General features: G+C 62.5%; 19 protein-coding genes. 10 read left to right on the top strand and 9 right to left on the bottom strand.

Annotation, left to right across the window (positions count from 1 at the left end; all coding sequences use genetic code 11):
* Positions 1–9 precede the first annotated feature (9 nt).
* Positions 10–801 carry an ABC transporter ATP-binding protein gene (locus ASD52_RS09115; protein ID WP_025428119.1) on the bottom strand — a complete coding sequence of 264 codons (792 nt, stop codon included), beginning with the start codon at positions 799–801 and terminating at the stop codon, positions 10–12.
* A gap of 121 nt (positions 802–922) precedes the next feature.
* Here ASD52_RS09115 and ASD52_RS09110 point away from each other — a divergent pair, with 121 nt between their 5' ends.
* Positions 923–1,336: a cupin domain-containing protein gene (locus ASD52_RS09110; protein ID WP_025428118.1), complete on the top strand. Its 414-nt coding sequence runs from the start codon at positions 923–925 to the stop codon at positions 1,334–1,336.
* A gap of 98 nt (positions 1,337–1,434) precedes the next feature.
* On the opposite strand, the gene hydA is transcribed toward ASD52_RS09110, so the two are convergent.
* Both hydA and ASD52_RS09100 read right to left on the bottom strand, forming a co-directional pair.
* A complete protein-coding gene (gene hydA, locus ASD52_RS09105; protein WP_025428117.1) occupies positions 1,435–2,889 on the bottom strand; it encodes a dihydropyrimidinase in 1,455 nt (484 codons plus the stop codon).
* 82 nt (positions 2,890–2,971) lie between these two features.
* A complete protein-coding gene (locus ASD52_RS09100; protein ID WP_025428116.1) occupies positions 2,972–4,222 on the bottom strand; it encodes a Zn-dependent hydrolase in 1,251 nt (416 codons plus the stop codon).
* Positions 4,223–4,507: 285 nt separating this feature from the next.
* Here ASD52_RS09100 and ASD52_RS09095 point away from each other — a divergent pair, with 285 nt between their 5' ends.
* Entirely contained in the window at positions 4,508–5,161 is a 654-nt protein-coding gene (locus tag ASD52_RS09095) for a TetR family transcriptional regulator C-terminal domain-containing protein (RefSeq protein WP_025428115.1), read from the top strand.
* A 12-nt stretch (positions 5,162–5,173) separates the two neighbouring features.
* Here the strand turns inward: ASD52_RS09095 and ASD52_RS09090 are convergent, their stop codons facing one another.
* The 4 genes from ASD52_RS09090 to ASD52_RS09075 form a co-directional block, all read right to left on the bottom strand.
* Positions 5,174–6,103: a DMT family transporter gene (locus ASD52_RS09090; RefSeq protein WP_051509177.1), complete on the bottom strand. Its 930-nt coding sequence runs from the start codon at positions 6,101–6,103 to the stop codon at positions 5,174–5,176.
* 48 nt (positions 6,104–6,151) lie between these two features.
* Positions 6,152–7,828: an adenylate/guanylate cyclase domain-containing protein gene (locus ASD52_RS09085; RefSeq protein WP_025428113.1), complete on the bottom strand. Its 1,677-nt coding sequence runs from the start codon at positions 7,826–7,828 to the stop codon at positions 6,152–6,154.
* A gap of 139 nt (positions 7,829–7,967) precedes the next feature.
* Positions 7,968–8,126 carry a VOC family protein gene (locus ASD52_RS39885; protein ID WP_143347943.1) on the bottom strand — a complete coding sequence of 53 codons (159 nt, stop codon included), beginning with the start codon at positions 8,124–8,126 and terminating at the stop codon, positions 7,968–7,970.
* 128 nt (positions 8,127–8,254) lie between these two features.
* Positions 8,255–9,154 carry a LysR family transcriptional regulator gene (locus tag ASD52_RS09075; protein WP_025428111.1) on the bottom strand — a complete coding sequence of 300 codons (900 nt, stop codon included), beginning with the start codon at positions 9,152–9,154 and terminating at the stop codon, positions 8,255–8,257.
* Between the two features lie 106 nt (positions 9,155–9,260).
* Here ASD52_RS09075 and ASD52_RS09070 point away from each other — a divergent pair, with 106 nt between their 5' ends.
* The gene (locus ASD52_RS09070) at positions 9,261–10,283 is read left to right on the top strand and encodes an NAD(P)-dependent alcohol dehydrogenase (RefSeq protein WP_025428110.1); all 1,023 of its coding nucleotides are present in this window, start codon (positions 9,261–9,263) and stop codon (positions 10,281–10,283) included.
* 54 nt (positions 10,284–10,337) lie between these two features.
* Here ASD52_RS09070 and preA read toward each other — a convergent pair whose 3' ends face one another.
* The gene (gene preA / locus ASD52_RS09065; RefSeq protein ID WP_025428109.1) at positions 10,338–11,651 is read right to left on the bottom strand and encodes an NAD-dependent dihydropyrimidine dehydrogenase subunit PreA; all 1,314 of its coding nucleotides are present in this window, start codon (positions 11,649–11,651) and stop codon (positions 10,338–10,340) included.
* A 20-nt stretch (positions 11,652–11,671) separates the two neighbouring features.
* Positions 11,672–13,033: an NAD(P)-dependent oxidoreductase gene (locus tag ASD52_RS09060; RefSeq protein ID WP_057216119.1), complete on the bottom strand. Its 1,362-nt coding sequence runs from the start codon at positions 13,031–13,033 to the stop codon at positions 11,672–11,674.
* Positions 13,034–13,345: 312 nt separating this feature from the next.
* On the opposite strand from ASD52_RS09060, the gene ASD52_RS09055 reads away from it, so the two are divergent.
* The 7 genes from ASD52_RS09055 to ASD52_RS09025 all read left to right on the top strand — a co-directional run bounded on the left by ASD52_RS09055 (position 13,346) and on the right by ASD52_RS09025 (position 20,979).
* Positions 13,346–14,299 (top strand): sugar-binding transcriptional regulator, encoded by a 954-nt coding sequence (locus ASD52_RS09055; RefSeq protein WP_025428107.1) that lies wholly within the window; start codon positions 13,346–13,348, stop codon positions 14,297–14,299.
* Positions 14,300–14,508: 209 nt separating this feature from the next.
* On the top strand, positions 14,509–15,819 hold the full coding sequence (locus ASD52_RS09050; protein WP_025428106.1) for a sugar ABC transporter substrate-binding protein: 1,311 nt from the start codon (positions 14,509–14,511) through the stop codon (positions 15,817–15,819).
* Positions 15,820–15,962: 143 nt separating this feature from the next.
* Positions 15,963–16,835 (top strand): sugar ABC transporter permease, encoded by an 873-nt coding sequence (locus ASD52_RS09045; RefSeq protein ID WP_025428105.1) that lies wholly within the window; start codon positions 15,963–15,965, stop codon positions 16,833–16,835.
* A 5-nt stretch (positions 16,836–16,840) separates the two neighbouring features.
* Positions 16,841–17,671, top strand: a complete 831-nt coding sequence (locus ASD52_RS09040; protein ID WP_025428104.1) for a carbohydrate ABC transporter permease — start codon at positions 16,841–16,843, stop codon at positions 17,669–17,671.
* 11 nt (positions 17,672–17,682) lie between these two features.
* Complete coding sequence (locus ASD52_RS09035; RefSeq protein ID WP_025428103.1) at positions 17,683–18,684, top strand: ABC transporter ATP-binding protein; 1,002 nt, start codon at positions 17,683–17,685, stop codon at positions 18,682–18,684.
* Positions 18,681–19,454 (top strand): L-iditol 2-dehydrogenase, encoded by a 774-nt coding sequence (locus tag ASD52_RS09030; protein WP_025428102.1) that lies wholly within the window; start codon positions 18,681–18,683, stop codon positions 19,452–19,454. The genes ASD52_RS09035 and ASD52_RS09030 overlap by 4 nt, the downstream gene beginning before the upstream one ends.
* 40 nt (positions 19,455–19,494) lie before the next feature.
* Positions 19,495–20,979 carry a mannitol dehydrogenase family protein gene (locus ASD52_RS09025; protein WP_025428101.1) on the top strand — a complete coding sequence of 495 codons (1,485 nt, stop codon included), beginning with the start codon at positions 19,495–19,497 and terminating at the stop codon, positions 20,977–20,979.
* Positions 20,980–21,085 lie beyond the last annotated feature (106 nt).

Genomic DNA, 21,085 nt, shown 5'->3' with positions numbered 1-21,085 from the left:
GACGCCCCGCTATTCCTCATAGCTGTGCCCCGCTCTCAGGCCCTCGCGCACGCGATGGGCGACCTCGAGAAACTCAGGCGTTTCGCGAATGCCGAGCGGGCGCTCTCGCGGCAAGGGCGATTCGATGATGTCGGTGACGCGGCCGGGGCGAGGGCTCATCACCACGATCCTGGTGGAGAGATAGACCGCTTCGGGAATGGAATGCGTGACGAAACAGATGGTCTTGTTGGTACGGGCCCAGAGCTTCAACAGCTGCTCGTTCAGATGATCACGAACAATCTCGTCAAGCGCGCCGAAGGGCTCGTCCATCAGGAGAAGATCGGCGTCGAAGGCAAGCGCGCGGGCGATCGACGCGCGCTGCTGCATGCCGCCCGACAGTTGCCATGGGTATTTCTTGCCGAAACCGGCGAGGTTGACGAGATCCAGCGTGCGGTCGATGCGCGCCTTCTGCTCCTGCCTGTTGTAGCCCATGATTTCGAGCGGCAGGGCGATGTTCTTCTCGATGGTGCGCCAGGGATAGAGGGCGGCCGCCTGAAAGACATAGCCGTAGGCGCGTTGCCGCCGCGCTTCCTCGGGCGTCATGCCATTGACGGTGATCGTACCGGAGGTCGCCTTTTCCAGATCGGCGATGACGCGCAGGAACGTCGTCTTGCCGCAGCCGGAGGGGCCGATGAAGGAAACGAAATCCCCCTTGGTCACATCCAGATTGACGCCGGTCAGGGCGTTCACCGGGCCGTCGGCGGTCTCGAAGGTCAGACAGAGGTCCCGGGCCGAAACCACGGATGCGGTATTGGACGTCATCGGCGAATACTCATTCTGGCTTGGCTGTGTCAGACTGCTATCCGGACCGGCAACATGCAATCGCGGATTTGTAAGCGGAGCCGTTTGCTGCTGGTTTTTCAGGGAATTCTGGAGAACAGTCATGTCTCGATCATCCAATCCTGGCTGTCGCGTGGTTCGCCCCGGCAGCGGACATGCCGGAAAGCAGGGGCTCAGCTATTTCGAGGGCATCGCGGCGGAAACCGTTGGGGCGACCGGCATCTGCATGCACCTCCTGACAATCCCGCCCGGCGCCCGTGCCAAGGCGCATCTGCACGAGGACCATGAGACGGCGATCTACGTGCTGTCGGGCGAGGCGCACACTTGGTTCGGCGAGCGGCTCGAGGAGCATGCCGTCGTTCGCGCCGGCGAGATGTTCTACATTCCGGCCGGCGTGCCGCACCTGCCGGCAAACCTCTCCGATGCACCCTGTTCGGCCGTGATCGCCCGCACCGACCCCAATGGGCAGGAAAGCGTCGTCCTCTTGCCGGAGCTTGACGCTCTCGTGCCCGGGTGACGCGACCAGCAAACGCGCCGAAGCGTCCCGCCGGTGCGGCGGAACATGTCCGGTGGGACAGAGTGGTGGGAAGACGTGCAGGCCGTGAAGCACGGGGATCACACGCCTGTTGCCGGGATGCCGCTGCGCTGGACGGCGCGGGGGGCGGTGACTTCCTTCCAGGTGGTGAGCGCGGTGCTGACGGCCGGGAACGGATCGCGGCGGACGAATTCGCCATGGCCCTCGCGCGTCTTGACCGTGTTTTCCTCGATGGCGACGACGCCGCGCGTCAGCGTGTAACGCGGCAGGCCCTTTACTTCCTTGCCCTCGAAGACGTTGTAGTCGATCGCCGACTGCTGGTTCTTGGCCGAGATCGTCTTCGACCGCTTCGGATCCCAGACCACCAGGTCGGCGTCGGCGCCGACGAGAACAGCGCCCTTCTTCGGGTAGATGTTGAGGATCTTGGCGATGTTCGTCGACGTGACGGCCACGAACTCGTTCATGGTGATGCGGCCGGTGTTGACGCCGTGGGTCCACAGCATCGGCATGCGATCTTCAAGCCCGCCGGTGCCATTGGGGATCTTGGTGAAATCGCCGACGCCGGAGCGCTTCTGCTCTGAGGTAAAGGCGCAATGGTCGGTCGCGACCACCTGCAGCGAACCGGATGCGAGGCCGGCCCAGAGACTATCCTGGTGCAGCTTGTTGCGGAACGGCGGCGACATCACGCGGCGGGCGGCGTGGTCCCAGTCCTTGTTGAAATATTCGGTTTCGTCGAGCGTCAGGTGCTGGATCAGCGGTTCGCCGAAGACGCGCATGCCCTTGGCGCGGGCTCGGCGGATTGCTTCATGCGCCTGTTCGCAGGAGGTGTGGACGATGTAGACCGGGCTGCCCGCCATGTCGGCGATCATGATCGCCCGGTTGGTTGCCTCGCCCTCGACTTCGGCCGGCCGCGAATAGGCATGCGCCTCCGGGCCGTTGTTGCCTTCCGCCAGCAGCTTCGCCTGCAATTGGGCAACCACGTCGCCGTTTTCCGCGTGGACGAGCGGCAGCGCACCCAGGCCGGCACAGCGCTGGAAGGACGAGAACATCTCGTCGTCGTCGACCATCAACGCGCCCTTATAGGCCATGAAGTGCTTGAAGGTGTTGATGCCTTTGTCCCTGACGATGGTCTCCATCTCGTTGAAGACCTGCTCGCTCCACCAGGTGATCGCCATGTGGAAGGAATAGTCGCAGTTGGCGCGGGTCGACTTGTTGTGCCACATATCCAGCGCTTCGAGCAGCGACTGGTTGGGCGAGGGCAGGGCGAAATCCACGACCATGGTCGTGCCGCCGGCGAGTGCTGCCCGGGTGCCACTTTCGAAATCGTCGGAAGAGTAGGTACCCATGAAGGGCATTTCGAGGTGGGTGTGCGGGTCGATGCCGCCGGGCATGACGAAACAGCCGCTGGCGTCGAGCGTTTCGTCGCCTTTGAGGTCCGGGCCGATCTCGATGATCCTGCCGTCTTCAATCTTCACGTCCGCCTTGTAGGTCAGATCGGCGGTGACGATGGTTCCACCCTTGATGACAGTGCTCATTGATTTTCATCCTCGCGATTGTGCTTCCGGTGGCCCTTGGGCCGCCACGAAAAAGGGCGGAACTTTCGTCCCGCCCGCAAACTCATTCGACGATTTCGGCCGTTTCAACGACGGCGTGGAAGAGGACGTCGGCGCCGGCGCCGGCCCACTCCTTTGAGATGTCCTCCGCCTCGTTGTGGCTGAGGCCTCCGACGCAGGGGCACATGACCATGGTCGCGGGCGCGACCTTGGCTGCCCAGCAGGCATCGTGTCCGGCACCTGAGATCAGGTTCATGTGGCTGTAGCCGAGCCTTTCGGCGGCGTTGCGCACGGCAGTGACGAGTTTCGGATCGAAGGTCACCGGTTCGAAGTGGCCGATGGCCTCGACGGAGCAGCCGACGCCGAGCGCATCGGCGATCTCAGGCGCTTCCGCCTCGATCTTGGCGCGCATGCGGTCGAGCTTGGCCTTGTCGGGCGAGCGGATATCGACGGTGAAGACGACCTTGCCGGGCAGCACGTTGCGCGAGTTGGGCGAGAAGACCACCTGACCGACGCCGCCGACGGCGCCCGGCTGGTTTTCCATCGCCACGCCCTGAACCATCTCGATGATCCGCGACATGGCCAGGCCGGCATTGACGCGCATGTTCATCGGGGTCGAGCCGGTATGCGCCTCGCGCCCGGTCAGTGTGAACTCCAGCCACCACAGGCCCTGACAATGGGTGACGACGCCGATATCCTTGTTTTCGGCCTCGAGGATAGGGCCTTGCTCGATGTGATATTCGAAATAAGCGTGCATCTTGCGGGCGCCGACCTCTTCGTCGCCGACCCAGCCGATGCGCTTCAGTTCGTCGCCGAAGGCCTTTCCTTCCGGGTCCTTGCGGGCGTAGGCAAATTCCTGGCTGTGCACGCCGGCAAAAACGCCGGAGGCGAGCATCGCCGGCGCAAAGCGCGCGCCTTCCTCGTTGGTCCAGTTGGTGACGACAATGGGGTGCCTGGTCTTGATGCCGAGATCGTTCATCGAGCGCACGACCTCGAGGCCCGAGAGCACGCCGAGCACGCCGTCGAACTTGCCGCCGGTCGGCTGGGTATCGAGATGAGAGCCGACATACACAGGAAGGGCATCCGGGTCGGTGCCGGGCCGGGTGAAAAACATGTTGCCCATGGTGTCGACGCCCATGGTCAGGCCGGCCTGATCGCACCAGGACTGGAAGAGCTTGCGGCCCTCGCCATCCTCGTCGGTCAGCGTCTGGCGGTTGTTGCCGCCGGCGATGCCCGGGCCGATCTTGGCCATGTCCATTAACGTATCCCACAGGCGGTCGGCATTGACGCGCATGTTCTCGCCAGGTGCTGCCACGGCGGTCTCCTCATTTTTTTGGGCGGCACCTTGGGTGGTGCATGCCCCTCACGTTCCCTTGGTCAAATCCAGGCTTGGTTTTTTCTGGTGCCCTTCGATCAGTCGTTGCCTTTGCTGGCGAACTGGCTGATAATTTGACCGGTTGGTAAAACATTACAACTTCCGTTGCGGCACTCAAGTCGGAAAAACAAAAAAACGAAGTTGTTGCCCGAAAAGATGGCGGCGCCGAAATTTGGGCAGATACGACCTGTGCGGATGAACGCGCAGGCACCTGCAGGGGGCGAAATGGTACTTCCGAGAGCGGCCAAGACCCAGAGGCGTACACGCATCCAGGAGGAGAAGGAAGAGCGCATTCTGGAGGCAGCGCTGGAGGTGTTTTCGGCGAACGGCTTTCGCGGCGCGACCGTCGATCAGATCGCCGATGTGGCCGGCATGTCGAAGCCGAACCTGCTCTATTATTTCCGCACCAAGGAAGCGATGCACCGCGCGCTGATCGATCGCGTGCTCGATACCTGGCTTGATCCGTTGCGTGCCTTCGACGCCGAGGGAAACCCGGTTACCGAGATCCGCAGCTACATCCGGCGGAAGCTGGAGATGGCGCGCGATTTCCCGCGCGAAAGCCGGCTCTTCGCCAATGAGGTCCTGCAAGGCGCGCCGCATATCGAAGACGAACTCAAGGGGCCGCTGAAGGAGCTTGTCGATGAGAAGGCGGAGGTCATCCGCGCCTGGACCAAAGCCGGCAAGATCGCCAAATGCGACCCCTACCACCTGATCTTCGCGATCTGGTCGACGACGCAGCATTATGCCGACTTCGACGTGCAGGTGCGCGCCGTGCTCGGGCAGGGCAATTCCGGCGAGGGTCGGTTCGAGGATGCGGCGCGGTTTCTCGAGCGCCTGTTCGTCGACGGGCTGCAGGTGAGCGAACAGCCTGCCGCCTGAGCGCCGTTGGGATCAATCCGGCAGCAATGCCATCAACGCCAGCCCGCAGGCCGTCGTCAGTGCCCCGGCGAGAACCGGCAGGCTGACCCAGCCGTGACCGAGAATGCCCTCAAGCAGAATGATGAAGCTGGGCGTCAGATAGCCGTAGCCGAGCACTTTCGACGATGGCAGGCGCAGGGATGCGTATTGCAGCAGGAGGAAGGTGATCGCGGTGGTGACGACGGCCAAATATGCGACGGCGATCCAGACGATGGCCGGCAGGCTTGGAAAGTCGGTGCTGGCAAGGCCTGCGGCGCCGGGTACAAGCAGCCACGGCACGGTGCAGGCGGCAACCCAGAAGCCGAAGGCGAAGGGGTTTTCCTTGCGGTCGAACTTGCGGATCAGCGGCACGTAGATCGCGTGGCAGATGACGCCGACGAAGAAGATCAGCTCGCCCTGGCCGATGTCGAAGGCGAGGATTGCCTGGATGTTGGCGCGAAAGATCACCCAGACGGCGCCAAGTGCTGCGATGATCAGGCCTGCGAGCACGCCGGGACGGGTGTGCTGGCTGAGCAGTAGAAAGGCAAAGCCCGCGCTCAAGAGCGGCATCAGCGTGAAGACGGCGCCCGTCGACACCGGGTCGGTGAATTCCAGCGCCTTGAACATCGTCAGCATGTAGACGGCGATCAGCCCGCCGAGGATGAGGAAGCGCCACAACTGCCTGGGGATCCGAAACGGCACCCTGGCGTAACCGAAGGTGAGCACGCCAAGCACCACGACGGTCAAGAGATAGCGCCAGAGCGTCAGCGGGCCGGCGCCCATGTGCTGTGCCGCCAATCCGCCGAAGGAGAAGGAACCGGCGATGAGCGCCGAAAAGGTCAGCATCGCCAGATGCGCCTTGAGCTTTTCGACGCCCTTGGCGTGGCTCTGGTGCGCCGTTTTCGGCGAGACATCCTGTTTCATGCTGGCTTCCGGATCCGGTGCTGAAGACTCGAGCGAGCGCCCATACACCTAAGCCGGAGCGGGTGAGGGTTGCAAGGCCTTGGCGATATCGCCGGCATCTTCGACGATCCAGGTTTCGAGGGTCGCCTGGCGTCCGCGAAGGCTGATGTCGAGCCGCTTGTGCGCCTCCATCACCACACCGGCGCGATTGACGAGCTCGGCCGAAACGGCGAGTTGGGCGTCGTGTTCCTTGGCAAGGCCTTCGAGCCGGCTTGCCGTATTGATGGTATCGCCGACGGCAGTCAGAGACGTCGCCTGTCCATAGCCGATCTCGCCGATGATGGCTGGGCCGGCATGCATACCGATCGCGATCCGCAGCGGCTCGTCGAGCTCGCCCTGGAAGGTCTGGTTGAGAGCATCGATGCCCTTGGAAATGCGCACCGCGGCTGCAAGCGATTGCTGGCAGGCCTCGGTAAACGAGTTCTTCAGGCCGAAGATTGCCAGCGCGCCATCGCCGATGAACTTGTCGATGACCCCACCGGAATCCTCCACCGCCTCGCCGACCATCTCGAAATAGCGGTTGAGGAGGAAGACCGTATCGAAGGGCAGCTTATGCTCGGCGATGCTGGTGAAGCCGCGCAGGTCGCAGAAGAGCACGGCGATACGCCGCTCGCGCCCCTCGCCATCCTGGCGCACCAGCTGCTTCTTGATGCCGATGCTGTCGGTATCGAGGATAGGCACGACGGTGACGTTGTGGATCGGACGGAACTGGCAGGCAAGGCGGACATTGTCGGGTGCGCCGATCCGTGTCAGCGTCGTCAGCTCGGCATCTTCCGGCCCCGGCTGGCCTTCGAGACCCTGAATCACGCGCACGCGGCAGGTAGAGCAGCGGCCGCGACCGCCGCAGACCGAGACATGCGGGATGCCGGCGGCGCGGCTTGCCTCCAGCACGCTGAAGCCGAGATTGACGGTGGCGACACGGCCATCGGGGTAGCGCACGCGGATGCGCCCACCCTTGGGCAGGACGCGCAGGGCAAACGTGCCGACGATCAGCCCGGCAAAGCCGAGATAGAGACCGAGCCGGATATTCTCGAGCAGGTCGACATCGAAGGCCGGCTTGGCTTCAGCGCTGTCGCCATAGCCGCCATGCTCCGCATAGACGCGCTCGACCGAGCGGGCGCCGCTGAAGAAGCCGAGAAGCGCGAAGATCGGCACGAGGATCGCGATCGTGTAGAGCAGGACCTCGTAGCGCGGAAACCAGGTCCGTCCGCGCATCCAGAACCAGGCGCCGAGGCAGCCGTGGCTCCAGGCGAGCAAAAGGGCGAGAGATTGGCGAGTGGCATTGGTCCAGCTGGACCAGAGCGCCCGCAGCATGCCGGGATAATCGGCCTCCACTCCGGTCAAAAGCGGTTCGACCCGTGCGGCGGTCACGTGGCCCAGCAGCAGGAAGGGCAGGCTGAGGCCGAAGACGATCTTGAGCGCTTCGCGCATCGGCATGCGCAGCGTCTGGCGGCGATACAGGCTATCGAGTGCCATCATGAAATGCGCAAGCAGCGCACCATAGAGCAGCACCGTGCCGGGCACGCTGTGCCAGGCGACGTTGAAGACCTTGCGGCCGGACTCCATGGCATCGATGGAGATCAGTCCGAGCGAATGGTTGAGAAAATGGGCAAGGATGAACGTACCAAGCACTGCCCCGGAAACGAGGTGAATGCGCTTGCGTCTATTGGCGGAAATGATCGTCAAATAGCGAGCCCAGCTCTGCCGGCGAAACACCGGCTTCGGTTATTTCCCCCTTTATTATCCAGATCGCATACGCCGACAACTTACCTTTTCTACACAATCTGTTTCGTTATCGTGTCTTGCGCGTCATTGGCCACTGGCGCTATTCGGCGGGGTTCGGCTGCCAAAGCTCGATCGGGTTGCCTTCGGGGTCGTAGAGCCTGGCGGAGCGGCCGTTCGGATAGGTTTGCGGGTCGGCTGTCACCTCGATGCCCGCAGTACGAAGCTGCTCCGTCATGGCGTCGACGCGGAAGTTCAGCATCCACATCTGTTGGCTTTGGCCGAAACAGTCGGTGTCGCGCTTGAACGGGGCGAAGACGGTGCTGCCGGCGCGTTGCCTCCTTGCTTGGCTTCCGACGCCTCCGCTCGCAACAGGGATAGCCGTTGGCGTCATTCCATCATGGGCGGCAGCCGCGCGGCAAGGGTATCGATGAGCAGCCGCAGCTTTGGCGGCATATATTGGGTTTTCGGCCAGACGACATAGGTGCCGTAGGACAGAGCGGGCACATCGGCGAGTATCTGCACGAGCGAGCCGGAAGCGATGCGGTTGCCCACCAGCCAGCAAGGCAGCCAGGCGATGCCGAAGCCGTCGGCCGCCGCGTCGGCGATCGACGTCAGGTCGTCGAGCCGCAGACGCGCCGGCGGCGTGACGGTCTGCGTCTGGCCGGCCTTCACTGGAAAGGACCAGGCGAGAGGTTGTCCGCTGCGCCGATAGAGGATCGCCTGGTGCGCCGTCAGGTCTTCGATCGTCTCCGGTGCGCCATTCGCTTCGATATAGGCCGGGGAGGCGCACACGGTCATGCGCTGGTCGGCGATCTTGCGCATCATCAGTTCGGGCTCATCCCGTTGCGGGCCGGTGCGGATGGCGAGATCGAAGCCGTCCTCGACAAGGTCGACGTTGCGATCGCTGAAGTTGAGGTCGAACTCCAGCCGTGGATGTTGCTGCAGCAGTTTCGACAGCAACGGCATGATGCATTGGCGGCCGAAATGCACCGGCATCGACAGGCGCAGCCGTCCCTGTATCTCCTGTTTGCCGGATTCCAGCAGCGCCTCGCCGGCTCTGATTTCGCTGAGCGCCCTCTGGCAGTTTTCGTAGAACAGCTGACCCTCGTCGGTCAGGCTCTGGGTGCGGGTGGTGCGATGAAACAGGCGCACGCCCAGCCTTTGCTCCAGCTTGGCGACGGTCTTGCCGACGGCTGAACGCGACAGGTTGAGCCTTTCGGCGGCGGCGGAAAATCCGCCCGCGTCGGCCGCCTCCACGAACACCGAAACGCCGTTCAGGTAGCTCATCTTGTATCCCTCATGGAACCAATATGACGAAATCATATCGCAACTGGAGAGATAATTTCAACGCTATGCTTTCTCCATCAGATCAAATCCGATGAAAGGAAAGACCATGGCGAGACTGATGAAGGAATGGACCATCGATGCGTTCGGCCCTCAGAACCTGAAGCTCACGGAGCGGCCGATCCCACAGGCGGGGCCGGGCGAGGTGCTGGTTCGCACGACCGCCTTTTCGCTCAACTTTCGCGACAAGCTGGTGCTCGAAAACGGCATGGGCATGCCGCTCGTCTTCCCCTTCGTGCCGGGCTCCGACATGGCCGGCGTCGTCGAGGCGGTCGGCAGCGACGTGACGCGCTTTCAGGCCGGCGATCGGGTCATTTCCGTCTTCGACCCCAGCTGGATCGACGGTCAAAAGCCGGGAACGGCCCGTCAACCGACGTCGTTTGCGCTCGGCGGTCTCAATCCGGGCGTTGCTTCGGAATATGTCACGTTCCCGCAAGACTGGTTCGTCCATGCGCCAAAGAGCCTTGACGATGGCGAGGCAAGCACCTTGCCCTGCGCCGGTGTAACGGCCTGGTACGCGCTGGTCGAGAAGGGGCGGCCGAAGGCCGGCGACCGCGTCGTCGTGCAGGGGACGGGTGGTGTCGCGCTGTTCGGGTTGCAGATCGCCAAGGCGCATGGGGCCGAAGTCATCGTCACGTCGGCAAGCCGGGACAAGCTCGATCGCGCCCTCGAGCTCGGTGCCGACCATGGCATCGACCGCCTGTCGGAAGACTGGGTGGAGCGTGTGCTTGAGATCACCGGCGATCACGGCGCCGATCATATCCTGGAGCTTGCCGGTGGCGCCAATCTCGGCCGGTCGCTGCATGCGGTGGCGGTGCAGGGACGGATCTCGGTCATCGGGGTGCTCGAAGGCGCCGAGATCTCGGCGCCGGCGCCGCTGGTGCTGTTGAAATCGCCTGTCATCCAGGGCATCGGCGTCGGCCATCGCCGGGCGCTTGAGGACCTCGTCGCGGCTGTCGATCAAACCGGTCTGAAGCCTGTGGTCGATGCGCGCTATCGGTTTGCGGATTTCCGCGAGGCACTGGCGCATCTCGATCGCGGCGCCTTCGGCAAGGTGGTGGTCGCGGTCTGATCGAACACCAATTCCCGACGCCGCCGGACAAGAATCCGGCGGCGTCGGTTTTGGTCATTCCGCTGCCTGGCGGGCCATCGGATTGTTCGGATGCGTCGTCCAGTTGGCATAGTTCGGATCGACCGGCTTGCCGGTGCGTTGGTCCATGGCGCCTGCCGGCAGTTCTTCCATGGTGATGCAGTTCTCGACGGGACAGACGCTGACGCAGAGGTTGCAGCCGACGCACTCGTCGTCCATCACCTCGAAGTGGCGCACGCCGTTGACGAACTGGGTGATCGCCTGGTGCGAGGTGTCCTCGCAGACGATGTGACAGCGACCGCATTTGATGCAGGAATCCTGATCGATCTTGGCCTTGGCGATGTAGTTGAGGTTGAGGTACTGCCAGTCGGTGACATTCGGCACGGCGCGACCGGTGATGTCGTCGAGGTTGCGGTGACCCTTGGCATCCATCCAGTCGGACAGGCCGGAGATCATTTCCTGGACGATCTTGAAGCCGTAGGTCATTGCCGCGGTGCAGACCTGCACGTTGCCGGCGCCAAGCACCAGGAACTCGGCCGCATCGCGCCAGGTGGTGATGCCACCGATGCCTGATATCGGCAGGCCGTAGGTTTCCGGATCGCGGGCGATTTCGGCGACCATGTTGAGCGCGATCGGCTTGACCGCCGGGCCGCAATAGCCGCCGTGGGTACCCTTGCCGCCGACCGTCGGGTTCGGGGCGAAGTTGTCGAGATCGACGGAGACGATCGAGTTGATCGTGTTGATCAGCGACACTGCGTCGGTGCCGCCGGCCTTGGCGGCGCGGGCCGGCTTGCGGACGTCGGTGATATTGGGCGTCAGCTTGGTGATGACGGGCATGCGCGTGTACTGCTTGCACCAGCGAACGACCATTTCGATATATTCCGGCACCTGTCCGACAGCGGCGCCCATGCCGCGTTCGGACATGCCGTGCGGACAGCCGAAATTGAGCTCGATGCCGTCGGCGCCGGTTTCTTCGACCAGCGGTAGGATCGCCTTCCAGGCCTCTTCCTCGCAGGGCACCATGATCGATGCGATCAGGGCCCGGTCCGGCCAGTTCATCTTGACCTGCTTCATTTCCCGCAGGTTCACATAAAGGTCGCGGTCGGTGATGAGCTCGATGTTGTTGAAGCCCAACAACCGGCGGTCGGCGCCCCAGATCGCGCCGTAGCGCGGGCCGTTGACGTTGACGACAGGCGGTCCTTCCTCGCCGAGCGTCTTCCAGACGACGCCGCCCCAGCCTGCCTTGAAGGCACGCTCGACGTTATAGGCCTTGTCCGTCGGCGGCGCGGACGCCAGCCAGAACGGGTTCGGGGATTTGATGCCGACAAAATTGTTGCGAAGATCAGCCATTGTTCCGTTCTCCCGATCCGTTATGCAACGGCGCTCGCGCGCGGCATGGCCGCGGCGAAAGCCCGGTTGATCGCTTCAGCGGCATCGCGGCCCATGGCGACGGCGGAGACCGTCAGGTCCTCGCCACCCAGCACGCAGTCGCCGCCGGCCCAGACATTGGCGAGCGAGGTCTTGCCTTCGGCATCGGTGACGATGCGGCCGGCTTCGAACGTGAGCGATCCGAGGCCGGACGCCTCGAAGGACTGACCGATCGCCTTGAAGATCTGGTCTGCGGCAATGATACCCGTTTCGCCCGTCGTCGTCAGCTTTCCATCGACGAGCGTAGTGTATTCGAGTTCGATCCCGGCGACCTTGTCGTCCTTGAGCGCGATGCGCTTGGGCTGCAGCCAGTGGCGGATGGTGACGCCCTTGGAGGTGGCCAGGTCCTGCTCGAACTCGGACGCGTTCATGTGCTCCTTGCCGCGGCGATAACAGATCGTCACTTCCTCGGCGCCGAGCAGCTTGGCCTGGACGGCGGCGTCGATGGCGGTCATGCCGCCACCGAGAACCACGACCCGGCGACCGACCGGAATGTCGGCCTTGGTCTTCGACTGGCGAAGGGCGGCGATGAAATCGACGGCGTCGTCTACGCCCTCGGCGGTTTCGCCTTCGAGGCGCAGCGCGTTGACGCCGGCAAGGCCGAGACCGAGGAAGACGGCGTCATATTGTTCGGTCAAATCGCCAAGCGAAAAATCGCGGCCGAGCGCCTGGCCGTGGCGGACTTCGATGCCGCCGATCGACAGCACGTAGTCGACCTCGCTCTGGGCGAAATCGTCGACGGACTTGTAGGCGGCGATGCCGTATTCGTTGAGGCCGCCGGATTTCTCACGGGCATCGTAGAGGACGACCTCGTGGCCCTTGACCGCAAGGCGGTGGGCGCAGGCAAGCCCCGCTGGCCCGGCGCCGACGACGGCAACCTTTTTGCCGGAGGTCGCAGCGCGGGTGTAGAACTGCTTGTTCTCCTTCATCGCGATATCGGTCGCATAGCGCTGGAGGCGGCCGATCTCGACCGGACGCTCCTCAGCCGTGTTGCGCACGCAGGCCTGCTCGCAGAGCGTTTCGGTGGGACAGACGCGGGCGCACATGCCGCCCAGGATGTTCTGGTCGAAGATCGTCTTTGCCGAGCCGATGGGGTTGCCCGTCGATATCTGCCGAATGAACAGCGGGATATCGATGGAGGTGGGACAGGCCGTCATGCAGGGCGCGTCATGACAGAAATAACAGCGGTCGGAGGCGACCAATGCCTCGTGCCTGTCGAGGGCTGGATGGAGGTCGGAGAAATTGGTTTCGTAGTCCGCGAGCGGCAGGCGGCCGCCGAGGATCCCAGATTGCGTCGTTCCCATTTTTGGCTCCCAATGTTTTCTCAGGATGATGGAACGGTAACACGCTTTATTTTTTTATCAAACGGTAAAAGTTTGGCATCGAAATGCTGGGAAAGCCTTGCGATCCGGGGATTTGCTGCAGACCTGCCAAGCCATTGTTCTTGACTGCTGTTTGACAGGGCAGGGCAAATAGTGGCAGCAAATCAGAGCGGGATGAGGAAAAGTGTGTGCGGTTTTCCGCCCGCATCCCGCTCTAACTTAGGGGAAGCGATCGCGATGTTTTGAGTTGATTCGACCCAAAACATCGCGATCGCGGGGGAATGGAGAAGTGGCATGGCGCGACGGGCTGAGGCGAACAACAGGCTTGATGATGCTGCCCGCGCGGGCTGGTTATACTATGTCGCCGGCCGTACCCAGGACGAGATCGCCACGGTCATGGGCATTTCGCGCCAATCGGCCCAGCGGCTGGTTTCGCTTGCCATGGCGGAGCGCCTGATCAAGGTCAGGCTCGATCATCCGATTGCCGCATGCCTGGAGGCTGCCGAACGGCTTCGGGAAAAATACGAGCTAAAGCATGTGGACGTGGTTCCGAGCGATCCCGGATCGAGTTCGACCACGGTCGGCATCGCCGAGGCAGGGGCCGCCGAGATCGAGCGCTGGCTCAAATTAACCGAGCCCCAGGTTCTGGCGATCGGTACGGGCCGGACCCTGAAGGCGGCGATCGACCAATTGCCGGCGATGGAATGTCCGCAGCATCGCATCGTGTCCTTGACTGGCAATATCAGGCTCGACGGCTCGGCCGCCTATTACAACGTCATCTTTAGCATGGCCGATGCCGTCAAGGCGCGGCATTTCCCGATGCCTTTGCCGGTTCTCGCCTCCTCGCCGGAGGAGCGCGCGGTGCTGCACAGCCAGAGCCTCGTCCAGGTGGCGTTGAAGCTGGGCGCGGAGGCGAATGTCGCCTTTGTCGGTGTCGGCGAACTCGGCCCCGAGGCGCCGCTTTGCCAGGACGGATTTCTGTCGCAGGACGAGATGGGGCAGCTGACGAAGTCCGGCGCCGCAGGGGAAATCTGCGGCTGGATGTTTGACCACGACGGCGCATTGCTGGCGGGCAGTTTCAACGACCGTGTCGCCTCCGTTCCTCTGCCATCGCGCGACAATGCGTCGGTGATCGGGCTTGCCAAGGGGCGGCGCAAATATGAGGCGCTGAAGGCCGCGCTCAAGGGGCGGATCATCAACGGCATTATCACCGATGAGGCGACCGCCGCCTATCTGCTCAACGCCTGATCGCAGCGTTTCTGCTTGGGAAGGGCCGGCCATGCGCCGGCCCTTTGGCGTTCATATCACCACCTGCTGATAAAAAATCCGCAATCAAAACAGATTCATAACGGCTCTGGTTGCAGCGCAGCAACGAAAGCGGATTGACATTTTTTCACAAGAAGTGAGTAATTGCTCATGAGCAAGGCAAATGCTCAATTTCTTCTGGGAGGAAGTCGATGAATTTGAGAACTTTCCTGCTGAGCACGTGCTCGGCAGTCGCTCTGGCAGGTCTGGCCCAAGCAGAAACGCTGACCATTGCGACCGTGAACAACGGCGACATGATCCGAATGCAGAAGCTGGCGGATGAATTCACGTCCAAGAATCCGGACATTACGCTCGAGTGGGTGACACTCGAGGAAAACGTGCTGCGCCAGCGCGTGACGACGGATATTGCCACCAAGGGTGGCCAGTACGACATCATGACCATCGGCACCTACGAAGTGCCGATCTGGGCCAAGCAGGGCTGGCTTATGCCGCTCGACAATCTCGGCGCCGACTACGACGTCGACGACCTGCTGCCGGCGATCCGCTCGGGCCTGACCATAGACGACAAGCTCTATGCCGCACCGTTCTACGGCGAAAGCTCGATGGTGATGTACCGCAAGGACCTGTTCGAAAAGGCCGGGCTGACCATGCCCGACGCGCCGACCTGGGACTTCATCGCCGACGCGGCGCGCAAGATCACCGACAAGGGCAACGAAGTCTACGGCATCTGCCTGCGCGGCAAGGCGGGCTGGGGCGAGAACATGGCCTTCCTGACCGCAACCGCGAACGCCTTCGGCGCCCGCTGGTTCGACGAGAACTGGAAGCCGCAGTTCGACCAGCCGGAATGGAAGAACGCGCTCGACTTCTACGTCAAGCTGATGAATGACGCCGGACCGCCCGGTGCATCCTCGAACGGCTTCAACGAAAACCTGTCGCTGTTCCAGACCGGCAAATGCGGCATGTGGATCGACGCGACGGTTGCGGCCTCGTTCGTGACCAACCCGAAGGAATCGACGGTTGCCGACAAGGTGGGCTTCGCGCTTGCACCTGACACTGGCCTCGGCAAACGCGGAAACTGGCTCTGGGCCTGGAATCTTGCCATCCCCGCCGGTTCGCAGAAGGTGGCCGCGGCCGAGAAGTTCATCGCTTGGGCAACCGGCAAGGACTATCTGAAGCTCGTTGCCGACAAGGAAGGCTGGGCCAACGTTCCTCCGGGCACGCGCACATCGCTCTACGCCAACCCTGAGTACCAGAAGGCAGCGCCCTTCGCGAAGATGACGCTCGACTCGATCAATGCAGCCGACCCCAAGAACCCGGCCGTCAAGCCGGTGCCCTATGTCGGCGTGCAGTTCGTGGCGATCCCTGAATTCCAGGGGCTCGGCACAGCAGTCGGGCAGCAGTTCGCGGCGGCTCTTGCCGGTCAGATGACCGTCGACCAGGCGCTTGCCAGCGCCCAGCAACTGACCGAGCGTGAGATGACCAAGGCCGGCTACATCAAATAAGGCTCCCAAGGGCCCGGGGTGCCGGCCGCAAATGGTTGGCGCCCCGGTAATTCCTGGAGGCAGTCAAGGGGCCCACGCGGGTAAACGCGCTGGCCCGACCCGATCTCGAAACAGCGTTGAATTCCGTCATTTGGGGGGACGCCATGGCGACCTTGCACACCCGCTCCGCCGCGCGTTTGATGATCGCGCCCTCGGTGCTTCTGCTTCTGGCCTGGATGATCGTTCCGCTGGCCATGACAATCTACTTCTCATTCCTGCGCTACAATCTCTTGATGCCGGGAATGGAGGAGTTCGCGGGCTTTTCGAACTACAGCTACTTCCTCACCGATCCCGCCTTCTTCCAGGCGATCTTCAACACGCTCGCCATCGTGCTGGGCGTGCTCTTCATCACCGTCGTCGGCGGCATTGCGCTGGCGCTTCTTCTCGATCAGCCGATGTTCGGTCAGGGGATCGTGCGCATCCTGGTGATCGCGCCGTTCCTGATCATGCCGACCGTCGCCGCGCTGGTGTGGAAGAACATGTTCATGAACCCGGTCAACGGGCTGTTCGCCTGGCTGGCCAAGCTCTTCGGACTGCAGCCCTTCGACTTTCTCGCCAATGCACCCCTGATGTCGGTGATCCTCATCGTCGCCTGGCAATGGCTGCCCTTTGCGACGCTGATCCTTTTGACGGCGCTGCAATCGCTCGATGAAGAGCAGAAGGAAGCAGCCCAGATGGACGGCGCCAGCGCCTGGAGCCGCTTCATCTATCTCGTGCTGCCACATCTTTCTCGTGCGATCACCGTGGTGATCCTGATCCAGACGATCTTCCTGCTCTCGGTCTTTGCGGAAATCCTGGTGACGACCAATGGCGGTCCGGGCACGCAGAGCACGAACCTCACCTTCCTCGTCTATGCGCAGGCCCTGCTGCAGTTCGACGTGGGCGGCGCATCCGCCGGCGGCATCATCGCCGTCATCCTCGCCAACATCGTCGCATTCTTCCTGATGCGCATGATCGGCAAGACGCTGGAGGCTTGATACCGATGGCACGCACTGTCTCCACCCAAAGAAAGATCGTCGTCACGGTCGTCGCCTGGACGATCGGCATCCTGATCTTCTTCCCGATCCTGTGGACGTTCCTGACGAGCTTCAAGACCGAGGCAGAGGCGATCGCCTCGCCGCCGTCCCTGTTCTTCTTCGACTGGACGACGGAGAACTATCATGAGGTCCAGAGCCGATCGAACTACTTCCTGCACTTCATGAACTCGGTCGTCATCTCCTTCGGCTCGACGCTGATCGGCCTGATCATCGCCATCCCGTCTGCCTGGGCGATGGCGTTCTCGCCGACCAAGCGCACCAAGGACGTGCTGATGTGGATGCTCTCCACCAAGATGATGCCGTCGGTCGGTGTGCTCGTGCCGATGTACCTGTTGTTCCGCAACACCGGCCTGCTCGATACCCGCACCGGCCTCGTCATCGTGCTGACGCTGATCAACCTGCCGATCATCATCTGGATGCTCTACACCTACTTCAAGGAAATCCCCGGCGAGATCCTCGAGGCGGCACGCATGGACGGAGCATCGCTGTCCAAGGAGATCATCTATGTGCTGACGCCGATGGCGATCCCGGGCATCGCCTCGACGCTGCTCCTCAACATCATCCTTGCCTGGAACGAGGCGTTCTGGACGCTGAACCTCAGCGCCGCGAAGGCGGCGCCGCTCACGGCCTTCATCGCCTCCTATTCGAGCCCCGAAGGCCTGTTCTACGCCAAGCTCTCGGCGGCCTCGACCATGGCGATTGCCCCCATCCTCATACTCGGCTGGTTCTCGCAGAAACAGCTCGTGCGCGGCCTCACCTTCGGCGCGGTCAAATAAGGGATACGACAATGGGAAACATTACACTCAGAAACGTCTCGAAGGTCTTCGGCGCCCATGCCGTCATCCCGTCGATCGACCTCAATATTGACGATGGCGAGTTCGTCGTCTTCGTCGGCCCGTCGGGCTGCGGAAAATCGACGCTGCTCAGGCTCATCGCCGGGCTAGAGGATGTCAGCGATGGTGAGATCGTCATCGACGGCAAGAACGCCACCGAGCTGCCGCCAGCGCAACGTGGACTTTCGATGGTGTTCCAGTCCTATGCGCTCTATCCGCATATGAGTGTGCGCTCGAACATAGGCTTCCCGTTGAAGATGGCGAACGAGGACAAGGCTGTCATCGACAAGAAGGTGGCCGACGCAGCGCGTGTGCTCAACCTGACCGACTATCTCGACCGCAAGCCTCGCCAGCTTTCCGGCGGCCAGCGCCAGCGTGTCGCCATCGGCCGCGCGATCGTGCGCCAGCCGAAAGCTTTTTTGTTCGACGAGCCTTTGTCGAACCTCGACGCAGCACTGCGCGTCAACATGCGGCTCGAAATCAGCCAGTTGCACCAGGATCTGAAGACGACCATGGTCTACGTCACCCACGATCAGGTGGAAGCCATGACCATGGCCGACAAGATCGTGGTTCTCAACCGGGGGCGCATCGAGCAGGTCGGCTCGCCGCTCGACCTCTATCACAAGCCGGACAATCTCTTCGTGGCGGGCTTCATCGGGTCGCCGCGGATGAACTTCGTTTCCGGTGCGCCGGCTACCGCCTACCAGGCGCACACTATGGGCATCCGGCCCGAGCATCTGGTGCTTTCAACGGAAAACGGCACCTGGGCCGGCACGGTCGGCGTTGCCGAGCACCTGGGCTCGGACACCTTCCTGCACGTCAACGTCGACAATATCGGAACGATGACCGCGCGTGTCAGCGGCGATTTCGCCGTCGCCCACGGGGACCGGGTGTTCCTGACGCCCGACGCCCAGCGCGTCCACAGGTTCGACGACAAGGGACTGGCAGTTCGATGAAACGTCTTCACGGGAAAAGCGCGCTGATCACCGGATCCGCGCGGGGTATCGGTCGTGCCTTCGCCGAAGCCTATGTGCGAGAAGGCGCCACAGTGGCGATTGCCGACATCAATCTGGCGCGGGCGCGTGAGACCGCATCGGAAATCGGCCCGAGCGCCTATGCCGTCGAGATGGATGTGACGCAGCAGAACTCCATCGACGCGGCGATCGCATCGGTTGTCACCGAGGCCGGTGGTCTCGATATCCTCGTCAACAACGCCGCGCTCTTCGATCTCGCGCCGATCGTCGAGATCACGCGTGAAAGCTATGACCGGCTGTTTTCGATCAATGTTTCGGGGACGCTGTTCACGATGCAGGCGGCTGCCAAACAGATGATCGCCCAGGGCAGGGGCGGCAAGATCATCAATATGGCGAGCCAGGCAGGCCGGCGCGGCGAGGCGCTGGTCGCCGTCTATTGCGCCACCAAGGCAGCGGTCATCAGCCTGACCCAGTCGGCGGGGCTGAACCTGATCAAGCACGGCATCAACGTCAACGCCATTGCGCCCGGCGTCGTCGATGGCGAGCACTGGGACGGCGTCGACGCACTGTTTGCCAAATACGAGAACCGCCCGCGCGGCGAGAAGAAGAGGCTCGCGGGAGCGGAAGTCCCCTATGGGCGCATGGGAACGGCCGAGGATCTCACGGGCATGGCGATCTTCCTCGCTTCTGCCGAGAGCGATTACGTCGTTTCGCAGACCTACAACGTCGATGGCGGCAACTGGATGAGCTGAGGCCCGTCTCCGGACGATGCCTCGATAAGGAAACGAGACCATGACGACCAAACTTTCTCTTGCCGCGCTCGACGCAGTGAAGGCCAAGGCCGGCGTGCCGAGCTACGATCGCGCCGATCTGAAAGCCGGTATCGTGCATTTCGGTGTCGGCAATTTTCACCGTGCCCATCAGGCCGTCTATCTCGACGATCTCTTCAATGCCGGGCACGACCATGACTGGGCGATCGTCGGTGCCGGGGTCCTTCCCTCCGATGAACAAATGCGGGCAAAGCTCGCGGCGCAGGATTTCCTGACGACGGTGGTCGAGCAGGACAACAACCGCACCGGCGCGCATGTGACTGGCGCGATGATCGACTATCTCAGGCCCGGCGACGTCGCTGGCATCGTCGCCAGGCTTGCAGACCCGGCGATCCGCATTGTTTCGCTGACGATCACCGAGGGCGGCTATTTCATCGATCCAGCCTCCGGCGTTTTTAATCCGACCCACCCGGCCATCGTTGACGATGCGCAAAATCCCGCCGCGCCGAAGACGGTCTTCGGTTTGATCGTTGCCGGTCTGAAGGCACGCCGCGACGGACAAATTCCGCCGTTCACGGTGATGTCATGCGACAACATTCCGGGCAATGGCGAGGTGACCCACGCTGCGGTTTCAGGCCTTGCCCGGCTGTTCGATCCTGATTTCGCCGACTGGATCGACGCCAATATCGCCTTTCCGAACGGCATGGTGGACCGCATAACGCCGGCCACGGGCGCACGCGAAATCGGCATCGTCGCAACCGATTACGAGATCGAGGATGGCTGGCCGGTGTTTTGCGAAGAGTTCAAGCAATGGGTGCTGGAGGATCATTTTCCGCAGGGACGCCCGGCGCTCGAAAAGGTCGGCGTGCAGTTCGTGCCCGATGTTGCGCCCTATGAGCACATGAAGATCCGCATCCTCAACGGCGGCCACGCGGCAATCGCCTATCCCGCAGCCCTGCTCGACATTCATTTCGTCCACGAGGCGATGGAGGAGCCGCTGATCCGTGATTTTCTCGCCAAGCTTGAGCATGACGAGATCATTCCGGTCATTCCGCCGGTGCCGAACACCGATCTCGGCGATTATTACAAGCTGATCGAGATGCGCTTTTCCAACCCGAAGATCGGCGACACGATCCCGCGGCTTGCACAGGACGGCTCCAACCGGCAGCCGAAATTCATCCTGCCCTCGACGGCCGACCGGCTGGCGCGGGGCGAAGACGTCGTCGGCCTGGCGCTGGTGTCAGCGCTCTGGTGCCGCTACTTCGACGGCACGACCGATAGCGGCAAGCAGATTGTCTTCAACGACCAGAACGCCGAACGGCTTCAGGCGGCAGCCCGTGCCGCAAGGCAGGATCCGACGGCTTTTCTGGCGCTGTCGGACATTTTCGGCGAGGTCGCCCAATCCGATCTCTTCCGCAAGCGCTTCACCCACGCATTGAAAACCCTCTGGGAAAAAGGTACGCGCGCTACGCTCCAGCTTTATCTGGACGGCAAGCTTACTGCATAATTCCTTAGAACGGGGCCCGATTTAAGGATGAAATTACGCAGCAATTCAAAGAGTTACAGCGACGTTGGCGCGTCTTAAAAGATGCGCGGCGCTGTAAGGGGTAGGG

This window comes from Ensifer sp. Root142, from assembly GCF_001426785.1.
Lineage (GTDB): Bacteria > Pseudomonadota > Alphaproteobacteria > Rhizobiales > Rhizobiaceae > Ensifer > Ensifer canadensis.
This window is presented reverse-complemented; position numbering and strand designations above follow the sequence as displayed.